This is a genomic window from Rhizobium anhuiense bv. trifolii (assembly GCF_024346605.1).
Lineage (GTDB): Bacteria > Pseudomonadota > Alphaproteobacteria > Rhizobiales > Rhizobiaceae > Rhizobium > Rhizobium anhuiense.
The window spans coordinates 3,332,185-3,344,652 of record NZ_CP098803.1; the positions used below are offsets into that span (position 1 = coordinate 3,332,185).

The 12,468-nt window shown below is 60.7% G+C and carries 16 protein-coding genes and 1 riboswitch; of the genes, 7 read left to right on the forward strand and 9 right to left on the reverse strand.

Features of this window, described 5'->3' with window-relative positions:
- Nucleotides 1–51 precede the first annotated feature (51 nt).
- A complete protein-coding gene (locus NE851_RS25185; protein ID WP_047610688.1) occupies nt 52–1,170 on the reverse strand; it encodes an adenylate/guanylate cyclase domain-containing protein in 1,119 nt (372 codons plus the stop codon).
- A gap of 216 nt (nt 1,171–1,386) precedes the next feature.
- On the opposite strand from NE851_RS25185, the gene NE851_RS25190 reads away from it, so the two are divergent.
- Nucleotides 1,387–1,611, forward strand: a complete 225-nt coding sequence (locus NE851_RS25190; RefSeq protein WP_047610691.1) for a hypothetical protein — start codon at nt 1,387–1,389, stop codon at nt 1,609–1,611.
- A gap of 218 nt (nt 1,612–1,829) precedes the next feature.
- On the opposite strand, the gene NE851_RS25195 is transcribed toward NE851_RS25190, so the two are convergent.
- Together NE851_RS25195 and NE851_RS25200 are read right to left on the reverse strand one after the other, a co-directional pair.
- Nucleotides 1,830–2,138, reverse strand: a complete 309-nt coding sequence (locus NE851_RS25195; RefSeq protein ID WP_018485640.1) for a GCG_CRPN prefix-to-repeats domain-containing protein — start codon at nt 2,136–2,138, stop codon at nt 1,830–1,832.
- A gap of 185 nt (nt 2,139–2,323) precedes the next feature.
- Nucleotides 2,324–2,770, reverse strand: a complete 447-nt coding sequence (locus tag NE851_RS25200) for an SRPBCC family protein (RefSeq protein ID WP_018242718.1) — start codon at nt 2,768–2,770, stop codon at nt 2,324–2,326.
- A 259-nt stretch (nt 2,771–3,029) separates the two neighbouring features.
- Nucleotides 3,030–3,173, forward strand: a riboswitch (FMN riboswitch).
- A gap of 78 nt (nt 3,174–3,251) precedes the next feature.
- On the opposite strand from NE851_RS25200, the gene NE851_RS25205 reads away from it, so the two are divergent.
- A complete protein-coding gene (locus tag NE851_RS25205) occupies nt 3,252–3,686 on the forward strand; it encodes a 6,7-dimethyl-8-ribityllumazine synthase (protein WP_047610695.1) in 435 nt (144 codons plus the stop codon).
- Between the two features lie 304 nt (nt 3,687–3,990).
- Nucleotides 3,991–4,680 carry a VOC family protein gene (locus tag NE851_RS25210; RefSeq protein ID WP_063474706.1) on the forward strand — a complete coding sequence of 230 codons (690 nt, stop codon included), beginning with the start codon at nt 3,991–3,993 and terminating at the stop codon, nt 4,678–4,680.
- Between the two features lie 140 nt (nt 4,681–4,820).
- Here the strand turns inward: NE851_RS25210 and NE851_RS25215 are convergent, their stop codons facing one another.
- On the reverse strand, nt 4,821–5,354 hold the full coding sequence (locus NE851_RS25215; protein WP_097542214.1) for a cytochrome b: 534 nt from the start codon (nt 5,352–5,354) through the stop codon (nt 4,821–4,823).
- Nucleotides 5,335–5,811 (reverse strand): MarR family winged helix-turn-helix transcriptional regulator, encoded by a 477-nt coding sequence (locus NE851_RS25220; protein ID WP_097542380.1) that lies wholly within the window; start codon nt 5,809–5,811, stop codon nt 5,335–5,337. The genes NE851_RS25215 and NE851_RS25220 overlap by 20 nt, the downstream gene beginning before the upstream one ends.
- A 98-nt stretch (nt 5,812–5,909) precedes the next feature.
- Between NE851_RS25220 and NE851_RS25225 the strand changes: the two genes are divergently transcribed.
- Nucleotides 5,910–6,278, forward strand: coding sequence for an antibiotic biosynthesis monooxygenase family protein (locus tag NE851_RS25225; RefSeq protein WP_174824441.1), 369 nt, complete (start codon nt 5,910–5,912; stop codon nt 6,276–6,278).
- A 70-nt stretch (nt 6,279–6,348) separates the two neighbouring features.
- Here the strand turns inward: NE851_RS25225 and NE851_RS25230 are convergent, their stop codons facing one another.
- Nucleotides 6,349–7,233, reverse strand: coding sequence for a LysR family transcriptional regulator (locus NE851_RS25230; RefSeq protein WP_063474677.1), 885 nt, complete (start codon nt 7,231–7,233; stop codon nt 6,349–6,351).
- A 125-nt stretch (nt 7,234–7,358) separates the two neighbouring features.
- Here NE851_RS25230 and ampC point away from each other — a divergent pair, with 125 nt between their 5' ends.
- Complete coding sequence (gene ampC / locus NE851_RS25235; RefSeq protein ID WP_063474676.1) at nt 7,359–8,516, forward strand: class C beta-lactamase; 1,158 nt, start codon at nt 7,359–7,361, stop codon at nt 8,514–8,516.
- Nucleotides 8,517–8,576: 60 nt separating this feature from the next.
- Here ampC and NE851_RS25240 read toward each other — a convergent pair whose 3' ends face one another.
- Together NE851_RS25240 and NE851_RS25245 are read right to left on the reverse strand one after the other, a co-directional pair.
- A complete protein-coding gene (locus NE851_RS25240) occupies nt 8,577–9,353 on the reverse strand; it encodes a DUF1194 domain-containing protein (protein WP_127430242.1) in 777 nt (258 codons plus the stop codon).
- A 113-nt stretch (nt 9,354–9,466) separates the two neighbouring features.
- Complete coding sequence (locus tag NE851_RS25245) at nt 9,467–10,369, reverse strand: LysR family transcriptional regulator (RefSeq protein WP_047610706.1); 903 nt, start codon at nt 10,367–10,369, stop codon at nt 9,467–9,469.
- A 194-nt stretch (nt 10,370–10,563) separates the two neighbouring features.
- Between NE851_RS25245 and NE851_RS25250 the strand changes: the two genes are divergently transcribed.
- Nucleotides 10,564–11,289, forward strand: a complete 726-nt coding sequence (locus tag NE851_RS25250; RefSeq protein WP_097542378.1) for an SDR family NAD(P)-dependent oxidoreductase — start codon at nt 10,564–10,566, stop codon at nt 11,287–11,289.
- On the forward strand, nt 11,283–11,771 hold the full coding sequence (locus tag NE851_RS25255; RefSeq protein ID WP_063474673.1) for a RidA family protein: 489 nt from the start codon (nt 11,283–11,285) through the stop codon (nt 11,769–11,771). Before NE851_RS25250 ends, NE851_RS25255 begins: the two co-directional genes overlap by 7 nt.
- A gap of 59 nt (nt 11,772–11,830) precedes the next feature.
- Here NE851_RS25255 and NE851_RS25260 read toward each other — a convergent pair whose 3' ends face one another.
- Nucleotides 11,831–12,370, reverse strand: a complete 540-nt coding sequence (locus tag NE851_RS25260) for a Pycsar system effector family protein (protein WP_047610710.1) — start codon at nt 12,368–12,370, stop codon at nt 11,831–11,833.
- Between the last annotated feature and the right edge of the window lie 98 nt (nt 12,371–12,468).

A 12,468-nucleotide genomic window follows, 5' to 3' on the forward strand; every position in this document is an offset into this window, starting at 1 on the left:
AAGACATCTTTGCAAAGCTTTCTTTGCAATAATAGATGCCTTGCGCGTGGCTCAATCCGTCGGCAGCGTGAACACCGCACAAGGGTCGGCAATGCCCCGCAAGGTATGCTCTCCCAGCGGCATCAGCGCGGTCGTCGTATTCGCTGCCACGGCACCCGAGATCAGCACGCTTCGGCCGAGCGGCTTGCACAGCCCCTCCAATCGACTGACCAGATTGACGGCGGGGCCGATGGCGGTGAAGTCCAGCCGGTCGGCCGCGCCGATATTGCCCCACAGGATCTCGCCGAAATGCAGCGCCGCGCCGAAGGGCAGCGGCGCCAGCCCCTGCGCCTGCCGCAGTTGGTCGAGATGGGCCATGCCCGCCCGGCTGGCGGCGACCGCGCGAAGGGCGGCCTCGCAGGCTTCGCGATCCCCTTGGGCTGCATCGCCTTCGCCCGACGCAACAGTGACCGGAAAGATCGCCAGCACGCCGTCGCCGATGAACTTCAGCACCTCACCGCCGAAGGCATGCACTGCGCCGGCGACGCGGTCGAACCAGGCATCCAGCGCTGATATCATCACGTGAGGTTCGGTTACCTCGGAGAGCGCGGTGAAGTCGCGCAGATCGGCGCAGAGAAGCGCCGCGCGGATGGTCTCGCCGGTGCCGCGGGCAAGCGCGCCGGCCTGCACCCGGGCGGCACTGCGCCGGCCGAGATAGGCTTCGAGCAGCGCGGCCCGCGCCTCCCGCGCCGCCAAAGCGGCGAGCGGCGCTGCGGCAAAACGCGCGACCTCGCAGAGCAGGCTGGCTTCGGCCGGAGCGAATGCACCGCCCCCTGCCCCGTCGGCAATCCCTGCCCAGCCGAGTAGCGGGCTGTCCGATGCCTGTTTGTCCCGCGGCGGCCCGATCCTTGCCTCCCATACCGGCCCCAACCCGGCGAGCCACTCGCGCCCGGCCTCACTTTGCGGGGCCGCGGCGAAGGCCAATGCCTCGATGACGGCGCCGGTCTCGGCCCGCCACAGCCAGGTGCGCCGCGCGATGATCGGATGCGGCACCGAAAGCGTCAGCGCCCCGCCGGAAAGCGGCAGGCCATCGGCCAGCAACCGTCGCCCGAGCTCGGCCAGAAACCGTTCGGGACCAGGCGAGGCCCCGGCCTCGTCAACCAGCCAGGCAAGGGGAGACGGCAGATCCATCGCTCAACATCGCATGCCGACGTGGACGTCCGCAAGGATATCGCCGGGGTGATCGCGGAGACGTTTTTCAGCGACCAGTCCGACGCCTGTAAAAGGCGTCCGCATCGCCTGTCGAAAACCGTCCAGCGCGGTGGAAAACAAAAAATAAACACTTTAAACTTGCGCGACTTTGATTCCATTATAGGATCGTTCGTCATCGTGTGATTGAGGGGTACGATGGGCACGATATTCTGGCCGAAAGATCCGCTGGATGGGGATGACATGACGCTGCTGACGTCGATCCTCCGGCGATGGTGCGAAAGATATCAGGTCGAGCTGACGGCGGAGGAGAGCAGCCGCAAGGCGAAGGAACTCGTCGAATGGTTCGAATTCGGCGTCAAGGATCCTGTTGAGCTTGAAGAACTGATCGACGGCAAGTACTGGCTCGTCAGCAGTATTTGACCATATCGGACAAATCCAGAGAACGCTGCCTGTCAGCGTCGGCGAAGCCGTTTCATCAGAAAAGGCCGGGCGAAAATCGCTCCGGCCTTCGTCCATCTCGATCTCATGCATGTCGCCCAAAAGCGTGCAGCGGTTTTGGGACAACCACATGCATAAATCAAAGACTTAAAGCGCGTCGCATGACTCCGGTTTGACGCGACGCGCTTTAAGCGAGACGTTTAGTCATCATCCCGCCAACGACGGTCGCGATCCCAGCGCCTCTCATGGCGCCAGCGCGGGCCATCCCAATCCCGGTGACGCCGCTCCCAGCCCCAGCGGGGCGGACCACCGTAGAAAGCGACTGGCGGCGGGCGGCGCCAGTTTCGCCGGCATTCGCCCCAGCGGGTCAGGTGCCAGCCGCGACCGCAGGCATAGTCGACCTTCGTCACATTGCTCTGCACATTGATTGTTCCAATCGGCATCGCCTCAGCTGTACCGATCGAGAGGCTGCCGGCAAGCAAGGCAGCCGCGATAGAAAGTGCCTTCATCGAGAACTCCATTTCAATCCAGCCGCAATCACTTTAGGAGCGCCAAATTGAACTGGAGATGAACTGCGCGTTCATGTTTGCGGGAGCAAAAGAAGCGCTTTCGGACAGCCGATCGCAGCGCCGGCCGGCAGTATTCCCCGCTGCGGCAAACGCTTCCGGGCACCCTGCTGCCGGCGCAAAACCGTTCATGTCCTGCCGTAAAAAGGATCGGGACCCGGATCACGCCCGGCGGCGACCTCGGTCAGCCGCCCGAGATAATGGGCCCAGCCTTCCGCATGGCCGGCGCATTGATCGGCGCTGGGCAGGCCGCTATGGGTGAGCCGCAGCAGCGTTCCGCCGCCCTGCTCGATCAGGTCGATCTCGACCAGGCTCGATCCCGGCGGTACCACTTCGCTGCCGTCCCAGCCGAAACTGTAGGCAAGGCGATGAACCGGCACCACCTCGCGAAACGAGCCGCGCGCAAAGCGGGCGCCGGTGACATTGACGAGATAGAGCCCGCCCGGTTGCGGCTCTACCTGCGCTTCCGTTCCCATCCAGCGCAGGATCTTCTCCGGATCGGTCATCAGCGCAAACACCGCAGCCGGCGGCGCCGCGATATGCGCCTCGCGGTGAACGACGAAAGATTCTGGCATCACTCCCTCCCATGGTGGCTGTCGCCTGCCCCGCCTCGGGCGAAGACGGCGTATCCTGTTCCGTTATGTTGTTCCGACGTGGATGTCCTCACCCGAGCATGTAGGGGCAAGCCCATCCTCAGCAAGAGGCATCGGCTGTTCGCCATCGACGGAGAAACGAAACCGCCACTTTGCGAGCCTTGATCCGCATCGACAGATTCATCGATCACGAAAGCATTTCCGACCTATTGCCAGCCCGCCGCCTTCCCCCTATTGTCGCCGCCGTTCTCAGGGCGGGGTGAAAGTCCCTACCGGCGGTATGCAGTTTCGATTGCGAGCCCGCGAGCGCCTTCTTAAGGAAGGGTCAGCAGATCAGGTGAGATGCCTGAGCCGACGGTCATAGTCCGGATGAAAGAGAACGTGCGTTCCTGCCGCCCTTGCGGCTGTCGGGAACGTTCGTGATCGCCTTGGGTGATGTGTCTGTTCGCCAAAGGAGATTACCATGACACCCACCCGCTACGCCTTCGTCAAAGCGAGCTGGCACGCCGACATCGTCGACCGCGCCCTTGATGGCTTCTATCAGCTCGTTCCGCCCGAGCAGGTCGATGTGTTCGATGTTCCCGGCGCATTCGAGATGCCGCTGCTGTCGCGCGATCTCGCCGCAACCGGGCGTTATGGCGCCGTCATTGCCGCCGCCTTCGTCGTCGACGGCGGCATTTACCGCCACGAATTCGTCGCGCAGGCCGTCGTCGATGGGCTGATGCGCGCCGGCATGGATACCGGCGTGCCGGTGCTGTCGGTTTCGCTGACGCCGCATCAGTATCAGGAAACCGAACACCACAAGCAGATCTACCGTGCGCACTTCATCGAAAAAGGGCGCGAGGCAGCAAAGGCAGCCCTGACGATCGGCAAAACCCGCGCCGCTCTCGCCGCGTAGTAGGATCCATCTTCCCGAACGCGGCTCGATGAGCCGCAACACAAGAGCGAAGACGGCGGGAACTAACCCGCCGCCTCACTGGATCGACTGACCTTGCCACCCCGCGGGTCGGAAACGACACGCCCAAGGGTGGGGAACGACACGTCCGCGGATCGGAGCAACAGGCCTTGTGTCGCAGCGGAATCCGCCAATACCGGCCAAATCCGACAGAATAATTGATTCGACGGCCCGACCGCGCTGTGGTCCACTGACCGCTGACATGTATCGCCATTCTTAACGCATCCCAAACCCCATGGAGCTGAAGATGAGCAATGCACTGCGCAGCGAAACCCCCATGCAAACCCCAAAATCACAGCCTGTCGACACCAAGCTCGAGGTGGTCGTCATCCCCGTTTCCGATGTCGACCGCGCCAAACGTTTTTACGACGGCTTGGGTTGGCGGCTCGACGCCGACTTTGCAAATGACGCCGATTTCCGTGTGATCCAGTTTACCCCGCCCGGCTCCGGCTGCGCGATCATCTTCGGCAAGAATGTCACTGCCGCAGCCCCGGGTTCCGCCCAGGGACTCTACCTGGTCGTCTCCGATATCGAGGCTGCCCGTCGCGATCTGATCGCCCGCGGCGTCGAGGTCAGCGACGTGTTTCATGACGCTGCCGGCGTCTATGCCGGCAGGGACGAGCCCTATCTGTTCGGGCGGCTGCGCATCGCCGGCCGCGATCCCGAACATCGCAGCTACCGCTCCTTCGCCTCGTTCAAGGATCCGGACGGCAACGGCTGGCTGTTCCAGGAAGTCACCACGCGGCTGCCCGGACGCATCGACGCCGACGAAACGAAATTCACGACTTCCACCGAGCTTGCGGCAGCACTGCGCCGCGCGGCAACCGCCCACGGCGAACACGAGAAGCGAAACGGCGGCAAGCACGACGAAGGCTGGCCGGACTGGTACGCCGAATACATGGTCAGCGAACAGGCCGGCAAGCAGTTGCCGCTATAGGCACGGGCTCCAGCGTCATCGCAGACGGCAACATCGTTTGACAAGCGTCTCGGCACGCATCGCGCCGAGACGTTTTATCGTGTCTGCCTTCCTCGTAGCGGCTCTCGGTTCAGACACCCTCGCCGCCTCGTCAGCCGACCTCAGCCGCCATACCACATCCGCCGCAGCAGGTGATCGCCGCGGACGAGTTGGTGAAAGAGCGCAGCGCCGGCATGGAAGACCAGCAGGCCGACAAGCAGCAAGGCGCCTAACCCATGCGGGCCACGCGGCGGATAGGCAGTGAAATCAGGCAGCATGGCGCCGGGTGTCCCGAAGACGGCGGGGGCGGCACCGCTGAGGATCATCATCCCGATGCCGCTGGCGACCATGCCGAGAATGAAGACGTAAAAGGCGACGTGGACAAAGCGCGCGAGGCGCGCCTGCCAGCGAGGCGATGCCTTAACCGGCGCAGGCTTGCGATCGAAACGCCACCACCAGACAAGGCGAAGAGCCGTGAGAAGCAGGACGATGACCGCCACCGGAATGTGGAAGCGCAGCAGCCCAGCCTTGGTCGCCGCGTCCACGGCGTTGGCGGCCCGGAAGCCGGAGCCGAGCAGCGCCAGGATCAGAACCGCGCTCAGCCAGTGGATCGAGATCGCTATTGCGCCATAGCGATCAGGCCTGCTCTTCAACATCTCCATTTCCTTCCAGTTTGCTGCGCAGCGCCTTCATGACGGCGTGCGTGGTTTTGAGATCCTCGACCTGAAGCCCTTCGGAGAGCATATCGACCCACGGCGCCTGCAGGTGCATGGCGGTTTCATATGCCTGTTTTCCCTTGTCCGTCAGCACGACGAGCTGTGCCCGCCGGTGATGCGGATTGGGCTGGAACGCCAGAAGCCCTTCCTTGTCCAGATCGTTGACGATGCGCTGGACGTTCTGGCGGTTGGCCCCCATGTCGCGCGCCAGCCACGCGACTGGCTGCGGCCGATCTGCCGTGGCCACAGTGCCGAGGACATGCCATCGGGCGCTCGTCAGACCGAGCCCCTCGACGAGCTTGTCGCCCGCGTTGATCATCCGGTTGTTGAGCCGGAAGAGATCCAGAATGAGGTCGGTCAAGGCTGTTCCAGCCGGGCTTCGCTGAGGTCTTTGCATTTGTCACCATGTACCTATATTGACATTATGGTGTCAAAGGAAATATGTATCCTTATCACCAGATTGACATCATGTAATCAATTCAGATGGAGCCGACCATGTCACTCATGCGTCCGATGGACCCCGCCTTCCCGATCGATCGTCAAATCGCGCTCGATGCTTCCGCGATCGTCCTCATCAATCTCTTCACGCTCGACAAGGCCGACGAGCAGGCCTTCCTTGAAGCCTGGCAGGCCGATGCGGCCTTCATGAAACGCCAGCCGGGCTTCATCTCGACCCAGCTTCACCGGGCTATCGGCGAAAGTCCTGCCTATCTCAACTATGCCGTCTGGGAATCGACCGCCGACTTCAGGGCGGCATTCTCGCATCCAGAGTTCAGGGCAAAGCTCTCCTCCTACCCGTCCTCGGCCGTTGCCTCCCCGCACCTCTTCCAGAAGGTCGCCGTGCCGGGCATCTGCGTCGCCTAGGAAGCCCGTTCCCTGAGAGCGGGCACATGGATCTTCGCGGTCCGGTCCCTCGACTCCGCGCCAGAAGGTCTCATTGAGATGTGGAAGACATCTGCGACATTATCCAATCGGAAAATGCGAGCATGGCTGCCGTTGGCGGCCTTGATTGAAGTCGGGTCAGCCAATAGCTCCCCAATGATATCGTCGTGGGAAAGGGTTGGTTTAGAGCCCCTGACGACAGGTGCCTGGAAAACATCGACGGCGGCGCCAGAGCGATTCCCAATCCTTGCAGCGCCGCCTCCGTCATGGCGACGGAAGAGTCGAAAACGATGCCTGCGTTGACCTGCGCCGCCGGAGGAACATCCGCTGCCGCAAACCAGGTGCTCCACTCGTCGGCCCTGTAACTGCGCAAAAGCGTCGCCTCGAGTAGGTCTGCGGGCGACCTTAAACGCTCCGCCAATTTGGGGGTGCAGAGTGGAGAGAGCGGAGCGTCGAACAGACGCGAGGCTTCCGTGCCGTGCCAGGAGCCGCTGCCAAAGCGAATGGCGAGATCCAGTCCTTCAGCGGCCATGTCGACGCGATTATTGTTTGTCGAAATGCGCACGTCGATGAAGGGATGACGCTGTTGAAAATCCGGAAGCCTTGGCAATAACCAGCCGACAGCAAAGGTTCCGACGACGCCCAAAAACAGCAATTCCCGAACCTGACCGGCTTCAATCCTGTCCAGCGTGATTGCCATTTGATCGAAGGAAGTGGTCAACGTCGGCAAAAGAGCTTCACCTTCTGCGGTGATTTTCAGGCCCCTTGGAAGGCGCTGGAAAAGGGCAACGCCCAATCGCTTCTCCAGGCTTTTGACCTGCTGGCTGACAGCGGCCTGGGTAACACAAAGCTCGATCGCGGCGCGGGTGAAGCTGAGATGTCTCGCCGAAGCTTCAAAGGCCCTCAAGCCATTCAAAGGAAGGAATTGCCGAACCATTTTAGCCATAGATTTTCTTGTGTTTCCTCCGAGATATCATCGTTTGCCGCCACAAAACAGTGCCGCTAAATGCCATGCTCATGCGCCCTTTGGCGCTGAGAAAGCTGCTTCCAGAGGATGAAAAAATGAAGTGTGACTGGCTAGGAATTCTATCGGCCGCATTGGTCTCGACATGCGTTTCTACAAGTGGCTTTGCGGCCGACGAGATGAAGCTCAAAGCCATCTCGGACGCTGCGATCAAACCGGTCATGGACAAATACGGCATCCCCGGCATGGCCGTTGCCATCACCGTCGACGGCGAGAACCACATCTTCAATTACGGTGTCGTCTCGAAGGACACCGGCAGGCCGGTCACTGCGACCACCATGTTCGAACTGGGATCGATCAGCAAAACATTTACGGTGACCCTGACATCCTACGCGGAAGCGATCGGCCGACTTTCACTGTCGGATCAGGTCAGCAAATATCTTCCGTCGATGAAGGGAAAGCCTTTCGGCGAAGTCGCGCTGATGAATTTGGCCACGCATACGGCTGGTGGGTTTCCGCTGCAGGTTCCCGATGACATCAAAACCGAAAAACAACTGATCGACTATTTTAAAACCTGGCGCCCCTCATACGAGGCTGGGACCCATCGAACTTACGCCAATCCAAGCATTGGAATGCTTGGATATATAACGGCGAAAAGCATGGATGAGGGTTTCGTCGCTTTGATGGAAGGCAAATTGTTTCCCTCCCTTGGATTGAAAAGCACGTTCATCGATGTGCCGAAATCGCGAATGGCGGACTATGCCCAAGGCTACAAGCGGAGCGGCGATCCCGCCCGGATGACGTCGGCATCTCTTTCATCGGAAGCCTATGGTGTCAAATCGACAGCGAGCGACATGATCCGGTTCGTCGACGCGAACATGGGCCTGGTCAAGCTGGACGAGACGTTCCAGCGGGCGATCACGAATACGCATCGGGAATACTTCGATGTCGGCGCGATGACCCAAGACCTTATTTGGGAGCAGTATTCCTATCCCACCACGCTGACGACGTTGATGGACAACAATTCCAGCGCGATGCTGAAGACCATTCCCGTCAAGCAACTGACGCCTGCAGCGGAGCCGCGCGACGATCAATGGATCAACAAAACCGGCTCGACGAATGGTTTCGGCGCCTATGTGGCCTTCATCCCGAAAGAGCGGATTGGCATCGTCATCCTGGCCAACAAAAACTATCCCAACGAGGATCGCGTCTCTGCCGCTTACCGAATACTGACTGATATAATTTCGGCGCCCTGACCCGGTAGAGCATGATGCCGAAAAGTGTGCGCGGTTTTCGGACGACATCCGGTTCTGGCATCAGCGGTCGAACATGTCCCGCCATTGCTTCTCACCGATCAGGCAGTCGGCACCCGTCTCGCCGCCGGCGGTTTTCTGCACCGTCGCCGGCGGGGAAAGGCCGCTGATCTCCAGCACCAACTTGCGGCGCACGGCAACGGCAAAATCCTCGATCTTGCGGACCGGCAGCACGAAGGCGCCGGGCCCGCCGATCACGCAGTCCGCATAATATTTGTCGAGCCCGTTGGGCGCATCGGAAGGTCGCAGCATGATGGCCAGGCCGTTGATGATCATGCCTGCTTCCACCGCCTTGTCGCGGGCGGGGCTGACGGGATTGCCCGAATTGTTCGGCCCGTCGCCGGAGACATCGATCACCTGTCGTCTGGACTGAAAGGGACTGGAAACGATCATGCTGGCGCCCTGGGCGATCGCGGTGGAGATCGATGTGCGCCGCTGCGTGGCAATCGGCCGGGCTTCGAGCTTGTCGGCAAAAGCGATCGCATCCTCTTCCGTCTCGATCACCTGCCAGTCGATCACCGAATCCTGGACGACATAACCGGCCCATTCGAAATAGCTGATGGCGATGCGGCCGGTCAGCCCGCCCTTCACCGCGTCGATGAATTCCTTGTGCTTGAGCGCTTCGACATAACCCTCGCGCTGGATGCCGATCTCCTCGAAATCCATCGACCGCGAGGTGTCGACGGCGAGCACCAGCGTCGCGTCGACCTCGCTTCCCCCCGCCTGCGCGGCCGGGACGAGGCCGGAAAGACCCATAAGCACCGCAAGTGTCGTCAGCATTGGCAATCCAATCCCCGCACCATCCAGGCCAGCGAACTCTAACACAGCTTGGCCGACGCAGGATGCCCGGCCGTGCGCCCAGCTTCAATTTTCGGTGATGGAATCGAAAGCCGTCAATGCAAGGGAAGCCACAAGGGGCTCTTCCATGTTTTCAGCGCCTCGAGAAAGACCTGCAACCGGGAGGGCAGGAAGCGGCGCGTGGGATAGACGGCATGCACGAAAATTTCTTCGGACGACCAGTCCGGCAGCAGGCGGATAAGCTCGCCGCTTTTGATCTGCTCGTCGCAATAGGTCGAAGGCAACAACCCGATCCCGTGTCCGCGATAGGTGAAGGCGCTCACCGCATCGAAATCCCGGCTCGATACCAGCCCCGATACATGCACGTCGATCGATTTGCGCCCGCTGACGAGATGCCATTCCGCTTCGCCGTTGCGACCGTTCAGCAGAACGCACTGATGGTCCTTCAGGTCTTCGGGCTTTAAGGGAAGCACCCTGCCCTTCAGGTAGTCCGGCGCGGCGACCAGATAGCGTACGCTCTTCCCGAGCCGCTGCGCAACGATGGTCGAATCCTTGAGATCGCCGAAGCGGATGCCGAGATCAATGTTCTCCGCGATCAGATCAAGGAACAGGTTGGTGACGAAGAGATCGACCTGAATCTTCGGATATGTCTTCAGGAAGGCCGAGACGAATTCGTAGAAGGCCTCCTGTCCAAAAATGACGGGCACGGAGATCTTCAGCAGACCTTCAGGCTTTTTCTGGGTCTCGGTCAGCACCTCCTCGGCGTCGAGGAGATGGGCAAGCGGTTCACTGCACTGATCGAAATAGGCCCTGCCCTGCGCCGTGAGGCTCAGCTTGCGGGTCGTCCGCTGCAGCAGCGTCACGCCGAGTTGCTCCTCCAGCGACGTCACCTTCCTGCTGACGGTCGACACCGGCATGCCAAGTGAATGGGCCGCACGGCTGAAGCTGCCATACTGCGCCACCTTCACGAAAACGGCGATGTCGTTCAGATCGGCCATGCCGGGATTTTTGCATATGTGCAAAAGAGAATCCAGATATTTCCATCTAACCGAGTAATGGAGTTTTCGCCATATTCACCCTGCGAAAACAATCACAACCCGATGGAGGCGCATTCGCAGCAGCCCCATCTCGAGCGACCCCGCCTTCGCAAAGCCAAGGCCCGCGTTGCCCGAACCAGTTTATGGAGATCAGCATGACTACGGGAAAAACAGTCATCGTCACGGGCGCCTCCCAGGGTATCGGAGCCGGGCTCGTCAACGCCTTCATCGAGCGCGGTTACAATGTCGTTGCCACCTCGCGCCAGGTCAGCGCCTCAGAGGCGTTCCAAGCCTCCGACAAGCTGGCGCTCGTTGACGGCGACATCGGCGATGCCGAAACCGCAGCGCGGGTAGCAAAAACCGCAATCGACCGGTTCGGCTCGATCGACGGCCTCGTCAACAATGCCGGCATTTTCCTAGCCAAGCCGTTCGTCGATTTCACAATGGCCGACTTCAATAAATTGTCCTCGACCAATCTCGAAGGCTTCATCCACCTGACCCAACTGGTCGTCAGGCAGATGCTCGCGCAGAAAACCGGCGGCAGCGTCGTCAGCATCACCACGCCATTGACCGATCATCCGATCGCCGGCTTCTCCGCCTCGGTGTCGATGATGACCAAGGGCGGCATCAACGCCATCTCCAAGAACCTGGCGATGGAATATGCAAACGAGAAAATTCGCTTCAACATTGTGGCTCCCGGCGTGGTGGACACGCCGCTGCACAAGGACAATCCGAAGGATTTCCTGAAGACGCTGTCGCCGATAACAGGCATATCCAACGTCGAGGAGATCGTCGACGCTGTCATCTTCCTGACCGAAGCGCCGCGCGTAACCGGGGAGGTGCTGCACGTCGACGGCGGCGCACATCTGGGCAAATGGTAAACCATGCGAAAGCACAGGCAGCCGGCGCGGAACGACGGCTGCAGGAACTCGGCATCACCCTTCCCCCGCCGCCGACGCCCTTCGGCGCCTATGTCGAAGCGACAAGGACCGGCAATCTGGTCTTCTTCAGCGGGATGCTGCCCGTCGTCGGTCATGAGCCCCGCTATATCGGCCGCGTCGGCGGTGCCCTGACGGTCGAAGACGGCAGGAAGGCGGCCGAAACGGCAACGCTGAGCGCGCTTGCGGCCGCCAGAGACTATCTGGGCTCGCTGGAAAGGGTCGCCAGAGTCGTCAAGCTCGGCGTCTACATCGCGACCGAAGGTGATTTCCGCGACCATCCGAAGGTGGCCGACGGAGCATCCGAAATGCTGCTTGCTGTCTTCGGCGAGGAAAAGCTCTCAGGCCGCGTCGTGCTCGGTGTCGCCAGCCTGCCCCTCGGCCTGCCGATAGAACTGGAGCTCGTCCTCGAAGTTGATGGCTGAAAGCAGCCGGGCATGTTGCGGCATGCCCGGCCAAAGCGTCCGCATCAGACTTGATGCGCTCACACCGCCACCAACAGCAGCACATAGGCGATCACACTCACCATCAGCCCGCGGAACGCGAAGGTAACGCAGCGGTATTTGCTGCGGGCGATGGCCGAGAGGATGTTGGCGTTTTCGAGATATTGGTCGAAAAGATAGCGTTCGTCTCGCCGCAGTGCCGCCTCGAAGAACAGATCGCGGTGGTTGTGCCATGCGCCCCAGAACAGCGAGGTCGAGCTGTCCAAACGGCGCGGCAGCACGACGAGGATCGCCGACAGGATGGAAAAGACCGAAGCGGCAGCAAGCAGGCCCGAGAACAACATGCTCCCTGGCGCCCCGTTCGCGTAGCGGGCCGGGCTGAAGACTGCCCTCACCTCGCTAGAGCTCACCAGGAAGGCCAGCATGAAAGTAAAGATATAGGCAGCCTTCTGATCGGAGATCTTGATCTGATCATAGAATATATCATTGATTTTCTTGATGTGGTCGAAATAACCGGCGCCAATGTCACCTGTCGACGGTTCGCTTGGCATAAGTTCAGTTGCACTCTCGAATTCGCTCACCTGAATACTCCACCCAAAAAGTGTTTCCCTGATATTACACTTCACAGCGAATTCAAGAACACGTGTGCAACGCGCTTGACTTTTCTTTTCTACATGGA

Coding starts and splice junctions, on each gene's coding strand:
- NE851_RS25185 (WP_047610688.1), bottom strand. CDS start 1,170: ATGGATCTGCCGTCTCCCCTTGCCTGGCTGGTTGACGAGGCCGGGGCC.
- NE851_RS25190 (WP_047610691.1), top strand. CDS start 1,387: ATGGGCACGATATTCTGGCCGAAAGATCCGCTGGATGGGGATGACATG.
- NE851_RS25195 (WP_018485640.1), bottom strand. CDS start 2,138: ATGAAGGCACTTTCTATCGCGGCTGCCTTGCTTGCCGGCAGCCTCTCG.
- NE851_RS25200 (WP_018242718.1), bottom strand. CDS start 2,770: ATGCCAGAATCTTTCGTCGTTCACCGCGAGGCGCATATCGCGGCGCCG.
- NE851_RS25205 (WP_047610695.1), top strand. CDS start 3,252: ATGACACCCACCCGCTACGCCTTCGTCAAAGCGAGCTGGCACGCCGAC.
- NE851_RS25210 (WP_063474706.1), top strand. CDS start 3,991: ATGAGCAATGCACTGCGCAGCGAAACCCCCATGCAAACCCCAAAATCA.
- NE851_RS25215 (WP_097542214.1), bottom strand. CDS start 5,354: ATGTTGAAGAGCAGGCCTGATCGCTATGGCGCAATAGCGATCTCGATC.
- NE851_RS25220 (WP_097542380.1), bottom strand. CDS start 5,811: ATGCAAAGACCTCAGCGAAGCCCGGCTGGAACAGCCTTGACCGACCTC.
- NE851_RS25225 (WP_174824441.1), top strand. CDS start 5,910: ATGTCACTCATGCGTCCGATGGACCCCGCCTTCCCGATCGATCGTCAA.
- NE851_RS25230 (WP_063474677.1), bottom strand. CDS start 7,233: ATGGTTCGGCAATTCCTTCCTTTGAATGGCTTGAGGGCCTTTGAAGCT.
- ampC (WP_063474676.1), top strand. CDS start 7,359: ATGAAGTGTGACTGGCTAGGAATTCTATCGGCCGCATTGGTCTCGACA.
- NE851_RS25240 (WP_127430242.1), bottom strand. CDS start 9,353: ATGCTGACGACACTTGCGGTGCTTATGGGTCTTTCCGGCCTCGTCCCG.
- NE851_RS25245 (WP_047610706.1), bottom strand. CDS start 10,369: ATGGCCGATCTGAACGACATCGCCGTTTTCGTGAAGGTGGCGCAGTAT.
- NE851_RS25250 (WP_097542378.1), top strand. CDS start 10,564: ATGACTACGGGAAAAACAGTCATCGTCACGGGCGCCTCCCAGGGTATC.
- NE851_RS25255 (WP_063474673.1), top strand. CDS start 11,283: ATGGTAAACCATGCGAAAGCACAGGCAGCCGGCGCGGAACGACGGCTG.